This window comes from Halomonas sp. TP35 (genome assembly GCF_052375975.1).
GTDB lineage: Bacteria > Pseudomonadota > Gammaproteobacteria > Pseudomonadales > Halomonadaceae > Vreelandella > Vreelandella citrativorans.
The window spans coordinates 22,607-36,986 of the sequence record NZ_JBQSUZ010000007.1 but is presented as its reverse complement, the minus strand read 5'-3'; the positions used below and the strand labels follow the sequence as shown (position 1 = coordinate 36,986).

The following is a 14,380-nucleotide window of genomic DNA, read 5'->3' as shown; positions in this document are numbered from 1 at the left end:
GTTCAGGTTTCCAGAAGCCGCACGGCATCACCTGTGGTAACCCCTAGACGCTCGGCTTCTGTGTGGCTTAAAACAATCGTATCGCGGGTGGGTGCACGGCCTATCCACGCGGCGGTAAAGGCCTGCATGGTGGTGGTCGCGGCCAACCAGCGGCTAACGCTCTCATCAGGCGCCTTGGTCGATACTTCAACGTGATATAGCTGCGAATTGCGCACAGCCCGCACATCGTCGATATAGGCTTCAACCGTCGGGCCACCGTCAAAAATATCGATATAGCCTTCCCAGCGCAGCCCCTCTTTTTTGAGCATTTCAAGGGCGGGCCGAGTATGCCGATGCACTTGACCAATACACGCGCGCGCCTCCTCGGCCATAAACGTGGTGTAAATGGGAAAGCGCGGCATTAATTCACCGATAAAGCTTTTCTGCCCAAGACCGGTCAAGCGGTCGGCTTCGCTGAAATCCATGGGAAAAAAGTGTTTTCCCAGGCTCTCCCAGAAGGGGCTGCGGTTCTGCTCATCGAACACGCCGCGCATTTCGGCGAGCACTTTCTCAGGAAAACGATCACGAAACTGTGCAATAAACAGCCAGCGCGCCTTGGAGAGCAGCGCACCGTTGCGCAGGTGTTTATTGGCCTCGCCGCGGTATTCTGGGCGCAAAAACAGTGAGCATACTTCGGCATCGCCGGTATGGTCAGAGCTTAAAAACAGCGTATCGATGGTGCGGTGTAAATCCAGCTGTACCGACGAGTGCGCCAGCGTGCCCAACCGATAGTTATAAAAAGGCACTTCGTGCCCTACCTGGCCTTCAATGGCACAGCAGCCAGCCAGCTCGCCATTGGCCTCATCTTCCAGCACAAAGAAGTAGAGCCGATTGTTAACCGGGGTACGCTCTTCAAACGCGCGGACAGACGTTTCAATTTTTTCTGCCAGAAATTCTCGGTTATTGGGCAGCGAGGTAAAGCCCACGCCCGCCTGCTGCGCAAGCGCCAGCAACCCATCAACATCTGCACGGGCGATAGGACGAATGCGCATCATATTTCTCCTTCATCAAAGGCATCCACCGCGCTGGGCAGAGTGAGTGGCGCGGCAAATACAGCTCGCCCCTCCTCTACTCCCAAGCGTTTGGCATCCGCCTCTGAAAGCATCAGTTGCCCAGTGGCTGAAAGCGCGTAACGGGCGACAATGCAGCGAAAATCACCCAGCGCCTGATTAGCGATCAAGGCAGGTTCGGCATCGGGAAGCGTTTCGTCCGGGCGAAGGCGTACCGGATGCCAAGCGGCACGGTTGAATGTCGCCAAGCGCTCGCGTTCGGCTTTCACAAGCGGCCCCGCGTCGAAAATGTCCACATGGCGCGAGCGTACGAAGCCTTCGGCAAGCATCTCCTGCAAAGCTTCTTCATGCGCAGGATGCTCCCGGCCAATCGCCGCCCGGGCCGGTGGCGTCAACAGCGGCAAATAGAGCGGGAACTGAGGCATCACCTCGGCAATAAAGCTTTTGGAGCGCACACCTGCGATGTGGTTGATATCGTGAAAACTGCGCGCAAAAAAGTGGTGGCCCACACTTTCCCAAAAGGGCGATTCGTTCTGCGCATCCAGGTAACCGGGAAACGCCACGGCCAATATGCGCGAAAAACGCTCAGGGTACTGGGCAATAAACATCAGCCGAGCACGCCGCAGCAGGCTTTCGGCGCTGGTCCCCTTGTAACGCGGATTTAGTGAATACGCGCACAGCAGCGTAGCGTCAGAAACCTCATGAGAGAGCGCCAGGGTTTGTACTTCGCGACGTACGTTGAGCTGTTGAGACGCATGAATCAACGTTTCCTGGCGGTAGGTGTAGTAGGCCTCATTAGCGCCCGCTTGGGCACGAATAGTGGCCGTTCCCAGTATTTCACCATGCCCCGCCTCATCCACCAGCGCGCTATTTTCAAGCACAAAGGTGTAGTGCTCGTTACCCGGAAACTCGATTTCATCATTAAACGCCGCCAGGGAGCGCCCAATGCGCTCCTCTAAACGTTCGCGGTTAGCGGGCAGGTTGGTAAGCTTGGGCGTCGCATGCTCTGCCAACATGACCAGCGCTTCGAGATCCGCCATTTTTACCGGACGAATGACCAGCATTCTTAACGCCCCTCTCTCAATGTCGCCGTGGGCGAATTCATGCGTTGGCAACAAGGCGCTCAATCGCACGCTCCAAACGGGCCATACCTTCAGCAATGTCTGCCTCCGGCACTACCAGTGAAGGCGCCAGGCGAAGCACGTTAGGACCTGCAATCAGTGCCATTACGCCTTCTTCGATGGCCAGCGGCAGAATATCCTTGGCGCGGCCTTCATAGGCGTCCGACATCTGGGCACCTATCAACAGCCCCATGCCGCGAATTTCTTTAAACACGCCATGCTTGCGATTAATGGTTTCCAACTGCTCACGGAACAGGTCGTGGCGCTTTTGAATGCCTTCCAGTACGTCTGGCGTATCGATAAATTCCAGCGCAGCCAACGCAATCGCTGAGCCCAAGGCGTTACCGCCGTAGGTAGAACCATGGGTTCCAAACGCGAGGGATTTGGCGACGCTGTCGGTTGCCAGCATCGCGCCAACCGGGAAGCCGCCACCCAGCGACTTGGCACTGGTGAGAATATCGGGCGTTACGCCATAACGCTCATAGGCATACAACGTACCGCAACGGCCAACCCCGGTTTGCACTTCATCAAACACCAGCAGCGCATTGTGCTGATCGCACAGTTCGCGCAGGCCTTCTAGAAACTCGGGCGTCGCGGGCAAAATGCCGCCTTCTCCCTGCATGGGTTCGACCATCACCGCACACGTGTCATCGCCCATTAAGGCACGCACACTTTCAAGATCATTAAACTCAGCGTGCAAAATACCGCCAGGCACTGGACCAAAACCCTGGGAGTACTTGGGCTGACCACCCACGCTCACGGTAAACAGCGTGCGGCCGTGGAAGGATTGGTTGAAGGAGATGATCTTGTCTTTCTTTTCGCCGTAATGGTCTACCGCGTAACGGCGCGCCAGCTTCAGTGCGGCCTCGTTGGCTTCACCGCCGGAAGAGCACAAGTACACCTTGTCAGCGAAGGTCCGCTCAACCAGCTTTTTAGCCAACTTAAGCGCGGGTTCATTGGTATAGATATTGGAGAGATGCCAGAGTTTTTCCCCCTGCTCTTTTAAGGCATTCACCAACACGGGATGGCAATGACCCAGCGAGTTCACCGCGATACCGCCCGCAAAATCAATATATTCACGCCCCTGCTGATCCCACAAGCGGCTACCTTCTCCGCGCACCGGAATAATCTGCTGCGGCGCATAGTTGGGGGTCATGTAGTGATCGAAATCCTGCCGGGTTGGGGTCGTGCTCATGGGTCAGTCCCTCTCGTTGAGTCAATCAGTTATATCAGTATACGGGGCGAGCAAGCTCACCCGCTTTCAGTAATGTGACGGTAAATTATGTAATGCTGCCCATATTTCAGATTATTTCCGAAGGGAGGTCTCTGGTGCTAATGCGTTACTGCAGATGTTGCGACGTGGACGAGCATCAGCTCAAACGCTCTTCCCGTGGGGTTAATCCAAAATGATTGCGGTAAGCCGTTGAGAAATGAGCCGCCGAGGAGAATCCCGTCGCAAACGCGATATCGCCTACCGAGCGATCACTTTCACGCAGCTGTTTACGGGCATCCTGCAAACGCAAATTGAGGTAATAGCGGCTAGGCACAGCCTGAAGATATTTTTTAAACAGGCGCTCCAACTGGCGGCGGGAAATGCCCAAATGCTCAGCCAGCTCCAGGGTCGAAAGTGGCTCTTCTATGTTGGCTTCCATCAGCGTCACAGCGTCTATCAAGCTCTGCGGGGCGTGGCCCAAGCGGTGGCGAAGCGGCACATGTTGGCGCTCATCGGCCATGCGGATTCGCTCACACATAAAGTGCTCTGACACCTGCTCAACCAGATGACTGCTCTGCTGTTGGCGCACCAGCGTCAGCATCATGTCCATGGCCGCCGTACCGCTGGCACAGGTGATCCGGTTGCGGTCGATCTCAAAAAGCTGTTGCGACAGTGTCACTTGAGGATACGCTTGGGCAAAGGCCGCAAAACGTTGCCAGGGTAAGGTCGCTCGATAGCCTTCCAGCAATCCCGTGCGGGCCAATACTTCAGCTCCTCCCGCTAATCCGCCCAGCATCGTACGGCTTGGCTGGTGGCGCAGCCACTCCATTAGTTTGGCCGGTAACGCATAGGGCAGAGGCGAAGGCGCGCAGATAAGCACCATGTCCAGATGAGGCGGTGCCCCTTCCAGGGGGTAGTCAGCATGACAGGATAATTGAGCGCTGCTTCGCACCGGCTGCTCATCGGTACTGAGCGTAAACACCTGATAGAGAACCTGGCCGCTAAGCTGATTGGCCATCAGCAGCGGTTCGACGGCACTGGCGTGTGAGAGCATGGAAAAACCAGGCAGCAGTAATACCCCAATGCGCTGACGCGCAAGTGTTAACGGGGGAGACAAAGAGCTGAGCTGCATGCCAAAACGCCATCAGTAAATGAAACGTCATCTTACCCAATTGTGACGTTTTGGGCAGTGCCTGATAGCACCCAATAGAAAAAGGCATCGCCGTACGCTGGGCTGAGGCTATGAAGATAAAGAGCTGAGGCCCGGGAGGCCGTAGCGATCAATAGCCTACTCTTTAAAACGGTCTTGAGGCCCGTTCTGGGAAAACGTATTAGGAAACCATCGCAGTAACGTTCTGCTGAACGGCGCGATGCCTAACATTTGCTTGAAGCCAGGCACCCGCCTCACACTCTAAACATGGCGTATCAATCACACCCTGTACAATGGCTTGTGGAAGAAGGGTGGCCCTGGAGTGCGCTTTCAGCGTGCCTGAAACATGGCCATCAACGGTGATAAAACCACCTTCTATATAGGGTGCTACCTGCCCTGATGCATTCACGGTTAAAGAATGCTGCGACGCGACGACTCTGCCCTGCACGTTCCCTTTAACCAGCACGGGCTCGTTGGCGGTGATATTCCCTGTAATCGATGTGGCCGCCCCAATTCGGCTGCCCTCTTTTAACGGGGCCACCAGTGGTGTAACGGTGGCTTTAGGTGGTGACTGTTCAACAGCGATGTCAGAAACGAGAGAGACAGCAGGCGACGGTTGAGGCACGTCACCTGAAGAGTATGAGCCTTCAGCGCGCTGCCTTGCCTTACGGCGCCTGCCATCCCATACAATCAGTGTCATTGCGCTAACACCAATAAGAATAAACCATGCTTGAATACCCATACACCGGTCCCGCCACTGTCAAATTTTGCCCAGACTAAGGTTATACGCGATTTATTTTTATGGCGGCGCGAATAACCTCCCCCACTCGGCTTAATTCTGAGCTTTATCCAGCCGTTAAGCAGATTAAAGTATTCAATGACTTTTTATGCCCAACGCGTGCGTCTTAAAAGCGCTAGGCCGACATTTACCAGGAGTTAACGATGTTTAATAAAGCCAAGAATGCAACTGCCGAGCAAAAAACGACGCCGCCCAGCTCACCAGACTCAAGTGACACGCTTCTATCGAGCACGCCAACCAGCAGCAATGCACGCCCCAGCACCTCCATTATCGGTAGCCATACGCAAGTAGAAGGCGACATCAATAGTGATGAGGATTTGACCGTAAAAGGGCGTGTTAGCGGCACTATCACCTGCAAACAGCACACCGTCACATTAGGCGCAAATAGCTATTTTAAAGGCGATGTGTTTGCTCATACCTTGCACGTATCCGGCGAAGTAGAAGGTAATTTAATCGCTTTACACCGCGCAACGATCCACAAGGGCGCCCAAGTGACTGGCACCATCGTATCGCCCTGCCTTGTGCTTGAAGATGGCAGCGTTTTCCACGGCAGCATTGATATGAGCGCCGACAATGAAATGCTAAAAAACAGTTTTAATGACGCGCCCACCCATACCAAAACGTTACCGGCGAAAGGCAATGCATCAGGTGTTAGTACGCGAGCGACCACCAAAGAGACATCTGCTGACAAAGAGACCAGCCTTGCAGAGCAGGAAGAGGTAAAAGCATAAGTATCGAAACGCGCAATCGCACCTGGCTAGCGCTGATCGTAGTTGAGGGCCGTATTTGAGGACCGCAGCTGAGGACCGAAGTGATGGGCATAGTTATACATCGTATTGATAACAGAGCCATCAATAGAAAAAGGGCAAGGCGCGAATGCCCTGCCCTTCCTGTCAGCATCTAAGCCGCTTATCGATAAAATCGCTTATTGGTGTTGATTCTGCTTCGCTTCGGATAGCGTCATATCGCTATCGACCTGCGTATAATTATCCTCGACATAATCCTCTGAGGACGCTTCAATCTCGTCACTGCCATACGTGGTATTCATGACGAGCTGTTCATCCTGGAGCTGCACTTCATCCATCGGTAAAGCGATTTCTGTCGCGCCGAAGCCCCAGATACCACCGACTGAGATAATGGCAAACAGGTCACCAGAGTCGTTGTGCTGAGCGATATGGTGAATATCACCGACCTCTTCGCCATCCTGGTTAATGACGACCATGCCTTCCAGCTCACTAACCGGGTGAGACATCAATGAATTATCGCCATCCTGGTCGCTACGATTATCCTGGGCGGCCTGCTGGCGTTCTTGATCGTCATCGCTATTAACGTCGACCTGTGCATCATCGGCTTGCTCGACATTAACCTCAGGCTCGCCACCCTGCTCAACGGTAACGTTGGGCTCAGCTTCTTCAACGGTAACGTTGGGTTCAGGCTGCTCTACTCGAATATTGGGAGAGTCTTGTTCAACGCTTACCTCAGCAGGCTCCTGGTCGACTTCAACGTCCATCGTTTCGTCGCCATTAGGCTGAGACTGAGCACGGCTATCGGTTGCTGTGCCTTGTGGCGGCGTTTGCGCCGTAGCATCTTGCTGCTGCGTCATTTGATCGGCATTATCAGTGTCGTTCTGGTTAGCGTCTTGAGCCAGAGCGCCACCTGAAAGTCCTGCACAAATCGCACCAATGGCAATCGTAAGTGTTGTCCGTTTCATAATATTGCTCCTTGTGTTGGCTTGCACTTAAAAAGCTAGTAGACCTAAGCGCCTCAGATCAAAGCTAACGATGAATTATAATAAAAATTAACACATATATTATCACCGCCTACTTAGTAAAACTCGACAAGACACAATGGTGAAGTTTTATATTATTCAACCGTGGTCTGGTCGGAACCCTCATCTTTCAAAACTTCCAAACGATTACCACCTTGTTCATTCTGTGTATCGTCGCTGTCTATATCGGCCTGGTCAGGCATATCCAAGTCGTCGCTTTCGGAACTCTGTTGAGGCCCTTGAGTGCCGGTTTCGCGCTTGGTATCACCCTGCTTCTGGTTACGGGGAGTGTCCGTACTTTGCTGCTGTCCCGCTGTCGAACTGTCCTGCTGCTGGGTCATCTGACCGCCGCTCTGTGATGCATCATTTTCATTGGCCAGCACGACTGCTGAAATGCTCGTAAAGATAGCACCGATAGCAATGGCTACTATTGTCCGGCTCATATAATGTCCTCCTTGGATGAATCACTCTTCAAAAGCTAGTCAACGGAGGAAAAAGTAACAATAAAAAACCATCCTTCTTAAAACTTGTATGAAAGTTAATGACAATTTTAATAATCATTTAATGACCAAAAAAAGCCTTGCTTCATCATACAAGATAAGGCAAGGCGAACTCATGAATAAAGCGGTCATGGCCTTTCAGACATTAGATAGCCATTCCCATTACAGTATCTTAATTAGGATGTTGCTGGGCCTGCGTTAAGGTCATACTGTTATCTATCTGGCTGAAATTGTCTTCGTCATACTGTTCTGCCGTCGCTTCTATCTCTTCACTACCGTAGGTGGTGCTGGTAACCAGTTGGTCGTCCTTCATCTCAATTTCACCTAATGGCAGCGCCACTTCATCGGCACCAATTCCCCATACGCCACCAATGGAAATAACCGCATACAAGTCACCAGACTCTTTATGCTCAACGATCCGGTCAATATCGCCAATTTCTTCATCCTGCATGTTGACCACTGTCATGCCTTCGATATCACTTATTTGGCGAGACATTAGGTCGTTCGGATCATCACTCTCATCCTGGTCAGCATCCGAAGAAGACTCCGCGTTGTCGCCTTTCATAGCAGCGGGCTGCTCACCCTGAGCGTCGTCCTGTTCATCGACCGCCTCTTCCTGTTGTTCCAGCGCGCCTTCTGGTTGACCATTTTCTTCCTGGTTATCCTCAGCGAGCACGCCACTGGACATTCCAGTGCAAAGAGCTGCAATTGCAATAGCTAATGTAGTCCGTTTCATGCTGTCTCTCCTTGAATGCCACACTCTTACAAGTTAGTTGACCAAATTGAAAATCACCAATACCCGCCAGTTGCGGGGTAGTCGCTGCCTGTTTATCAAATCAGTTTCATAACATCGTCTGTTCATGGCATCTTCTGGCCCGCAGCTGAAACGACTCTGTTACGAAACGCCTTTGCCTGCGTTGGGGTCAGACGCGTCGTAATCCTGAGTGTCATCAGGCGCTAAACCAGAGGACTTGCGTATCCAGCAGTAAACATTTAACAGTGATTGATTTTATGCCTGCTGCTAACGGACTTTACGCGTCAAACGCAAATTGCCGGGCACAAAGGCCCGGCAATTCGTTAAAGCGGTAAGCGAGTCGCTTACAGATTTAACGGTTTATAGATTAATCACATCGAACTCAACATTAGGGTTCACGTCGGCGTCGTAATCGACATCATCACGCTCAAAGCCGAACAGTTTTAAGAATTCATGCTTATAGCCAGCGTAATCAGTGATATCAAACAGATTCTCGGTAGTCACTTCCGGCCACAGATCCTGGCAAGCCTGTTGGATATCGTCGCGCAGCTCCCAATCATCCAGACGCAGACGGCCTTTATCATCAGTGGCCATATCACCGCTCTGACCTGCAGCATAGAGCCGTTCACCGAAGAGTCGATTGAGCTGATCAATGGTGCCTTCGTGTACGCCCTGCTCTTTCATGATGCGATACACCATGGCGATATACAGCGGCATCACCGGAATAGCTGCACTGGCCTGGGTAACAACAGATTTGAGTACCGCGACATTAGCGCCGCCGCCGCTAGTTTTAAGCTTGTCATCAATCGCCGTGGCCGCGCGATCCAAGTCTTCCTTGGCTTTACCCAAGGCGCCGTGCCAGTAAATCGGCCAGGTAATTTCCGTACCGATATAGCTAAACGCCACGCTGCGTGCGCCTTTGGCCAATACGCCCGCCTGGTCCAGTGCGTCCATCCACAATTCCCAATCTTCGCCACCCATCACGGTGATGGTATCGTCGATTTCCTGCTGGGTGGCAGGCTCCACTTCTGCCTCGATAATCCGGTCTTTATTGGTATCAATAGCCGTAGCGCGGTAGGTCTCACCGATCGGCTTCAGGCTTGAGCGCTTGAGTTCACCGCTATCCGGCAGCTTACGCACGGGGGATGCCAGTGAGTACACCACCAGGTCGATTTCGCCCATATCCTGTTTGATCAGTTCAATGGCTTTTTCACGCGCTTCGTTAGAGAAGGCGTCGCCATTGATAGACTTACTGTAAAGGCCTTCCTGCTTGGCAAACTTGTCAAACGCTGCGCTGTTGTACCATCCCGCCGTACCGGTTTTGGTTTCACTGCTGGGCTTTTCAAAAAACACGCCCAGCGTATCAGCACCGTAACCAAAGGCAGCGGTAATCCGAGCAGCCAAGCCGTAACCGCTGGAAGCCCCGATCACCAACACTTTTTTGGGGCCGGCGCTTTTATCCAAACCACGCGCGCGGGTTGCTTCAATCTGCTCGAGCACGTTTTGCTCGCAGCCTTTAGGGTGAGTAGTCGTGCAGATAAAGCCGCGTACTTTGGGTTTAATAATCACATCGAACCTCACTATCGGATTGATTTCATTATCAGCATGACAATGCTGTAAGCATGGCGGCTATTTTAGCTTGCCAGGCGGGCGCTGTCCGCTCTTGAGCTTATTTGCCTTTCACGGCAGGATAGTGCCCCTTCTTTTAAATGCCTGCGAGGCCATCATGAACGCACAGCAACTAGTCGACGAGCGCGGCGACCTTTGGCTTGCCTTGGCCCCCTTATGGCTAGACCGCGAACCCAGCGAACGGGATTACGCCCGCATGGTCGAGGTCATTAACCAGTACGACATGCCGCTGATGGAGCTTGAGTGGATGTTTCGCCTGGAGCTAGCCCCGGTGATGTCGCGCCATCAACTTTCGATTGCCAGCGAATGGCGAAAATTTGATGACCATAAGCTGATGCAACAGCTAGTGAGTCATAACCTGCGCTTAAAGGGGTGGCGGCGCAAAGGCTGGGCGCTTTTTTCCGGGCTAACCACCATGATGGTACGCCACCGCTGGGTCGAGCTTATGAACCGCGTTAAGGTTGCCCGTGGAGAGCATTAAGCCGCCGTCAACACTCTGATTCGTTGATGGCCAATGACCTATTCACGATCCAGCGCCGCTTCCAATGCCAAGCGTAAGGGTTGCCCATGATCTCGCGGGCCAAAACGGGCAATGACCCTGCCATCGCGCCCAACCAGAAACTTGGTGAAATTCCACTTAATGGCTTGGGTACCCAAAACCCCGGGCGCCTGTTGTTTCAGCATGACAAATAGCGGGTGTGCGTGGTTGCCATTAACACTGATTTTTTCCATCAGAGGGAAGCTTATCCCGTACGTTTGCTCACCAAACGCACAAAATGCTTCGGCACTTTCTGGCGACTGACGGCCAAACTGGTTGCAGGGAAACCCCAGCACGGTGAAGCCGCGGTCACGATAACGCTGGTATAACGCCTCAAGCTCTTTTAATTGCGGCGTAAATCCGCACTGGCTGGCCACATTAACTACCAACAGCACTTGCCCACGCAGCGCGCGTAAATTAAACGGCTGCCCTTGGTGGGTGTAACAGTCTTGATCGTAAATCGTCATTATTAAGCCTTACACCTTCCAGGCGATATAAACACTACCTTGCCACGGCTACAGGGATGGCACCAGCGCCTTATATCGATTATTGCCAAGCACAACGGCCTATTAACCTATGGTAATGGGCCCCATGACAACGCGCAGCGCCAGCGCAATCAGTAGCACGCCGGTTAATCGATTTATCCAGTGCGCATGGCGCTGCAACCAAGGCAGTACCCGCGAATGCGACAAGCCGACCGCCACCAGCACGTACCAACCACCATCAATAAGCATAGCGGTTAGTACGACGATCATCTTTGCCATACTACTCATATCAGGAGTAACAAACTGGCTCAGCAACGCTACAAAAAAGATAATCAGCTTGGGATTACCCAGCGCCACGAGCATCCCCTCTTTGGCCGCCTGACGGCGAGTGGTTACCACCCCCTGTTGACTCATCACCCCCGCCCTGCCAGCCCGTAACGCCTTGATGCCTAACCAGGCTAAATAGGCGGCGCCCGCCCAGGTAATCAGTTGAAAAACGTCAGGCGAACGAGTAACTAACGCGCCCAGCCCCCAGACAGTCAAAAGCGCATAAAACCCGACGCCAGCCGCATGAAATAAAGCAGCGGTAATACCTGGCAACCGCCCACCGCCCAACGTGTGTTTTAAAACCAGAGCGAGGCTGGGCCCGGGCGACATAGCCCCCATGGCGCAGATAGCCGCGAGTGACAACCAGAGTGAAAACGGCATTTTTTCCTCTTTGTACTTGTTAATGAATCGTCGTCTACATGCGCCAATGCCGTTACCGGCTGAGTTGCTTGCTGTATAACGTCGTCTCTCTTAAATAACGCTGTTAGCATGGTACGCTGTTGGGTAAAATTTGCCCCTTTTTCGATGAAAATGACGCCTGCTGTCAAAACAGGCGTGGCACGGCTAATAAAGGACTCCGATATGGGTAGGGCGTTTCAAAACCGTAAAGAATCGATGGCTAAAACGGCCGACGCAAAAACCAAGGTTTATAGCAAATACGGGCGTGAAATTTATGTCGTTGCAAAAGCAGGCGGCTCAGACCCGAACGGTAACCTTGCCCTGCGCGGTTTAATAGAGCGTGCGAAAAGAGATCAGGTTCCCTCGCACGTTATTGATAAAGCGCTAGACAAGGCCAGCGGCGCAGGTGGCGAAGACTTCTCTCCAGCACGCTACGAAGGCTTTGGCCCCGGTAACGCCATGGTGATTGTCGACTGCTTAACCGATAACCCTAACCGCACCTTTGGCGATGTACGCGGTTGCTTTACCAAAACGAAAAGCAAGATTGGCACCCCCGGCAGCGTTAGCCACATGTTCGATCACTGCGCGATTTTTGCGTTTGTCGGCCAGGAAGAAGAGGCGGTGCTTGAAGCGCTGATGGAAGCCGATGTTGATGTGACCGACATTGAGCAGGAAGAAGCGCGTATTACGGTTTATGCGCCACACACCGAATATTCTAAAGCCAAGCAAGCCCTGCTGAATGCGTTCGGTGAGCTCGATTTTGAAATTGATGAGATTCAGTTTCTGCCGCAAAACACCACGCCGCTCGAAGGCGATGACGTGGCGCTATTTGAAAAATTTGTGGGCATGCTCACCGATCTGGACGATGTACAAAACGTCTTCCACAGCGCTGAGTTGCCAGAAGAGACAGCGTAAATAGCACGATCGGTACGTTTAAAGTGGCCGTCAGCGTATTGCTGACGGCCAGCGCAGCATTTGGTGACAACAGCGCAGGCTTAATACCGGCATCGCTCAGCACCTGCTTCCCCCGCACGGTTAGATCGGTAATAAACCAAAACTGCTGCCACACCCAACAGCCCCGACAGTACACCGCTAAACGCTGTCGCTCTTTATGGACAAGCGCTTGATGAGGAGGCGCCATCAAACAACGAACGCCCTGAGGTTTACGGTCGATACACTAAACAAGAACAAGGTTAGTATTTTGAGGATAAATCACTGCGGAGCTATTCGAACTTATCGACTAAAATGACATCTTCAGAGATAACCATTATCCGCAACCATTTCATGTTACGCAGGAGGCGACCATGAGTATTGTTCATGTTAGCGAGGCAGAGCTCTACGCCAAGCTTGAAAAATGTATGTCGGGAGAGCGCGTTCTCATTGACCAGGCTGGCAACCGGTTTAGCGCGCGCATTCAGCTCGCCCGTAAAATGGATGCAACGGTCATTCCCGAAAAACAGCTACACAAAAGTCACGATGATCCTGATGAAGTGGATAGCATCACCGTGCCTTATGAGCATATCTGGGAGCTTGAAATTAAGGGCGTGGTGTATAGCCGTTTAGCAGAATAATCGCATCGTTCTACCAGCACCCCCTTACGGGCAGTGCTGGTAAAGATCGCAAGCGAAGGCCTTTAGAACGTTAAACAAATTTTTCCTAAATGCTTGCCCGCCTCCTGGTAGCGAAAGGCATCCGCAATCTCGGCTAATTCAAACTCTCGATCAATAATGGGGCGCATATCGTTAGCTTCAATAGCCTTGATCATCTCTATCTGATGGCGGCGACTGCCCACAATCAGGCCCTGCAAACGCGCCTGTTTTGCCATTAGCTTCGCGGTTGGAATGTCTCCCTGGCGGCCAGTCAGCACACCAATCAATGAGATATGCCCACCAATTTTGATCGCTTCGATAGATTGCGGCAGCGTTCCAGGTCCGCCTACTTCGACAATATGATCAACACCTTGCCCATCCGTCAGTTCATTAACCTGCTTGCCCCATTCAGGGGTTTCCTTGTAGTTAATCGTATGGGTAGCGCCCAATTCACGTAACCGCTCACGTTTCGCGTTGGAAGACGACGTCGCGATAACGTGGGCGCCCATCATGCGTGCAAACTGCAGCGCAAATATGGATACACCGCCAGAGCCCAGCACCAATACCGTATCGCCTGCTTTTAAGCCGCCATCCACCACAAGCGCACGCCATGCCGTTAACCCTGCAGTAGTGAGCGTTGCCGACTCAGCATGGCTATACCCCTTCGGCTGATGGGTAAACCACTGCGCAGGGCGAACCACCTGTTCACAGGCGTAGCCATCGACACCATCGCCAGGCGTCGTCGTAAAATCCGCAACGCGTGCAGGGCCTTCCAGCCAGTGAGGGAAGAATGTCGATACTACGCGATCACCCACTGAAAACTCGGATACTCCCTCACCTACCTCTTCAACAATACCCGCTCCATCCGACATGGGAATACGGCCGTCAGTGGTCGGCATTTTGCCCGCCACTACGCCGTAATCATGAAAATTCAGCGAGCTTGCATGAATGCGTACGCGAACCTCACCCGCTGCAGGTGCGCCAGGTGCCGTGGCATCCTGCACATTAAGTTTATCCAGCCCACCTGGGGCTTGTAGCGTTACCACTTGCATTGTCGAT

General features: G+C 52.8%; 16 protein-coding genes. 4 read left to right on the top strand and 12 right to left on the bottom strand.

What is annotated here, in order from left to right:
- Positions 1-2: 2 nt before the first annotated feature.
- The 5 genes from astA to ACT3RU_RS10185 form a co-directional block, all read right to left on the bottom strand.
- A complete protein-coding gene (gene astA, locus ACT3RU_RS10205; protein WP_087106373.1) occupies positions 3-1,031 on the bottom strand; it encodes an arginine N-succinyltransferase in 1,029 nt (342 codons plus the stop codon).
- Positions 1,031-2,113 carry an arginine N-succinyltransferase gene (locus ACT3RU_RS10200; protein ID WP_192528540.1) on the bottom strand — a complete coding sequence of 361 codons (1,083 nt, stop codon included), beginning with the start codon at positions 2,111-2,113 and terminating at the stop codon, positions 1,031-1,033. Before ACT3RU_RS10200 ends, astA begins: the two co-directional genes overlap by 1 nt.
- Positions 2,114-2,150: 37 nt before the next feature.
- Positions 2,151-3,365 (bottom strand): aspartate aminotransferase family protein, encoded by a 1,215-nt coding sequence (locus ACT3RU_RS10195; RefSeq protein ID WP_192528530.1) that lies wholly within the window; start codon positions 3,363-3,365, stop codon positions 2,151-2,153.
- A 175-nt stretch (positions 3,366-3,540) separates the two neighbouring features.
- The gene (locus tag ACT3RU_RS10190) at positions 3,541-4,515 is read right to left on the bottom strand and encodes a GlxA family transcriptional regulator (protein ID WP_192528529.1); all 975 of its coding nucleotides are present in this window, start codon (positions 4,513-4,515) and stop codon (positions 3,541-3,543) included.
- A gap of 199 nt (positions 4,516-4,714) precedes the next feature.
- A complete protein-coding gene (locus ACT3RU_RS10185; RefSeq protein WP_192528528.1) occupies positions 4,715-5,275 on the bottom strand; it encodes a bactofilin family protein in 561 nt (186 codons plus the stop codon).
- A gap of 200 nt (positions 5,276-5,475) precedes the next feature.
- On the opposite strand from ACT3RU_RS10185, the gene ACT3RU_RS10180 reads away from it, so the two are divergent.
- Positions 5,476-6,063, top strand: coding sequence for a bactofilin family protein (locus tag ACT3RU_RS10180; protein WP_192528527.1), 588 nt, complete (start codon positions 5,476-5,478; stop codon positions 6,061-6,063).
- Between the two features lie 194 nt (positions 6,064-6,257).
- Here ACT3RU_RS10180 and ACT3RU_RS10175 read toward each other — a convergent pair whose 3' ends face one another.
- The 4 genes from ACT3RU_RS10175 to fabV all read right to left on the bottom strand — a co-directional run bounded on the left by ACT3RU_RS10175 (position 6,258) and on the right by fabV (position 9,923).
- A complete protein-coding gene (locus tag ACT3RU_RS10175; protein ID WP_192528526.1) occupies positions 6,258-7,043 on the bottom strand; it encodes a PRC-barrel domain-containing protein in 786 nt (261 codons plus the stop codon).
- Positions 7,044-7,195: 152 nt separating this feature from the next.
- A complete protein-coding gene (locus ACT3RU_RS10170) occupies positions 7,196-7,543 on the bottom strand; it encodes a hypothetical protein (RefSeq protein WP_192528525.1) in 348 nt (115 codons plus the stop codon).
- Positions 7,544-7,772: 229 nt separating this feature from the next.
- Positions 7,773-8,336 carry a PRC-barrel domain-containing protein gene (locus ACT3RU_RS10165; protein ID WP_192528524.1) on the bottom strand — a complete coding sequence of 188 codons (564 nt, stop codon included), beginning with the start codon at positions 8,334-8,336 and terminating at the stop codon, positions 7,773-7,775.
- A gap of 378 nt (positions 8,337-8,714) precedes the next feature.
- Positions 8,715-9,923 (bottom strand): enoyl-ACP reductase FabV, encoded by a 1,209-nt coding sequence (gene fabV / locus ACT3RU_RS10160; protein WP_192528523.1) that lies wholly within the window; start codon positions 9,921-9,923, stop codon positions 8,715-8,717.
- Between the two features lie 157 nt (positions 9,924-10,080).
- Here fabV and ACT3RU_RS10155 point away from each other — a divergent pair, with 157 nt between their 5' ends.
- Positions 10,081-10,464, top strand: coding sequence for a DUF7079 family protein (locus ACT3RU_RS10155; RefSeq protein WP_087106394.1), 384 nt, complete (start codon positions 10,081-10,083; stop codon positions 10,462-10,464).
- A 38-nt stretch (positions 10,465-10,502) separates the two neighbouring features.
- Here the strand turns inward: ACT3RU_RS10155 and ACT3RU_RS10150 are convergent, their stop codons facing one another.
- Positions 10,503-10,988 (bottom strand): glutathione peroxidase, encoded by a 486-nt coding sequence (locus tag ACT3RU_RS10150; RefSeq protein WP_087106396.1) that lies wholly within the window; start codon positions 10,986-10,988, stop codon positions 10,503-10,505.
- A 102-nt stretch (positions 10,989-11,090) separates the two neighbouring features.
- Entirely contained in the window at positions 11,091-11,714 is a 624-nt protein-coding gene (locus ACT3RU_RS10145; protein WP_192528522.1) for a LysE family translocator, read from the bottom strand.
- Positions 11,715-11,915: 201 nt separating this feature from the next.
- On the opposite strand from ACT3RU_RS10145, the gene ACT3RU_RS10140 reads away from it, so the two are divergent.
- Both ACT3RU_RS10140 and ACT3RU_RS10135 read left to right on the top strand, forming a co-directional pair.
- Positions 11,916-12,647 carry a YebC/PmpR family DNA-binding transcriptional regulator gene (locus ACT3RU_RS10140; protein WP_087106400.1) on the top strand — a complete coding sequence of 244 codons (732 nt, stop codon included), beginning with the start codon at positions 11,916-11,918 and terminating at the stop codon, positions 12,645-12,647.
- Between the two features lie 389 nt (positions 12,648-13,036).
- On the top strand, positions 13,037-13,303 hold the full coding sequence (locus ACT3RU_RS10135) for a hypothetical protein (protein ID WP_087106403.1): 267 nt from the start codon (positions 13,037-13,039) through the stop codon (positions 13,301-13,303).
- Positions 13,304-13,365: 62 nt separating this feature from the next.
- Here ACT3RU_RS10135 and ACT3RU_RS10130 read toward each other — a convergent pair whose 3' ends face one another.
- Entirely contained in the window at positions 13,366-14,373 is a 1,008-nt protein-coding gene (locus ACT3RU_RS10130) for a zinc-dependent alcohol dehydrogenase family protein (RefSeq protein ID WP_192528521.1), read from the bottom strand.
- Positions 14,374-14,380: the final 7 nt, after the last annotated feature.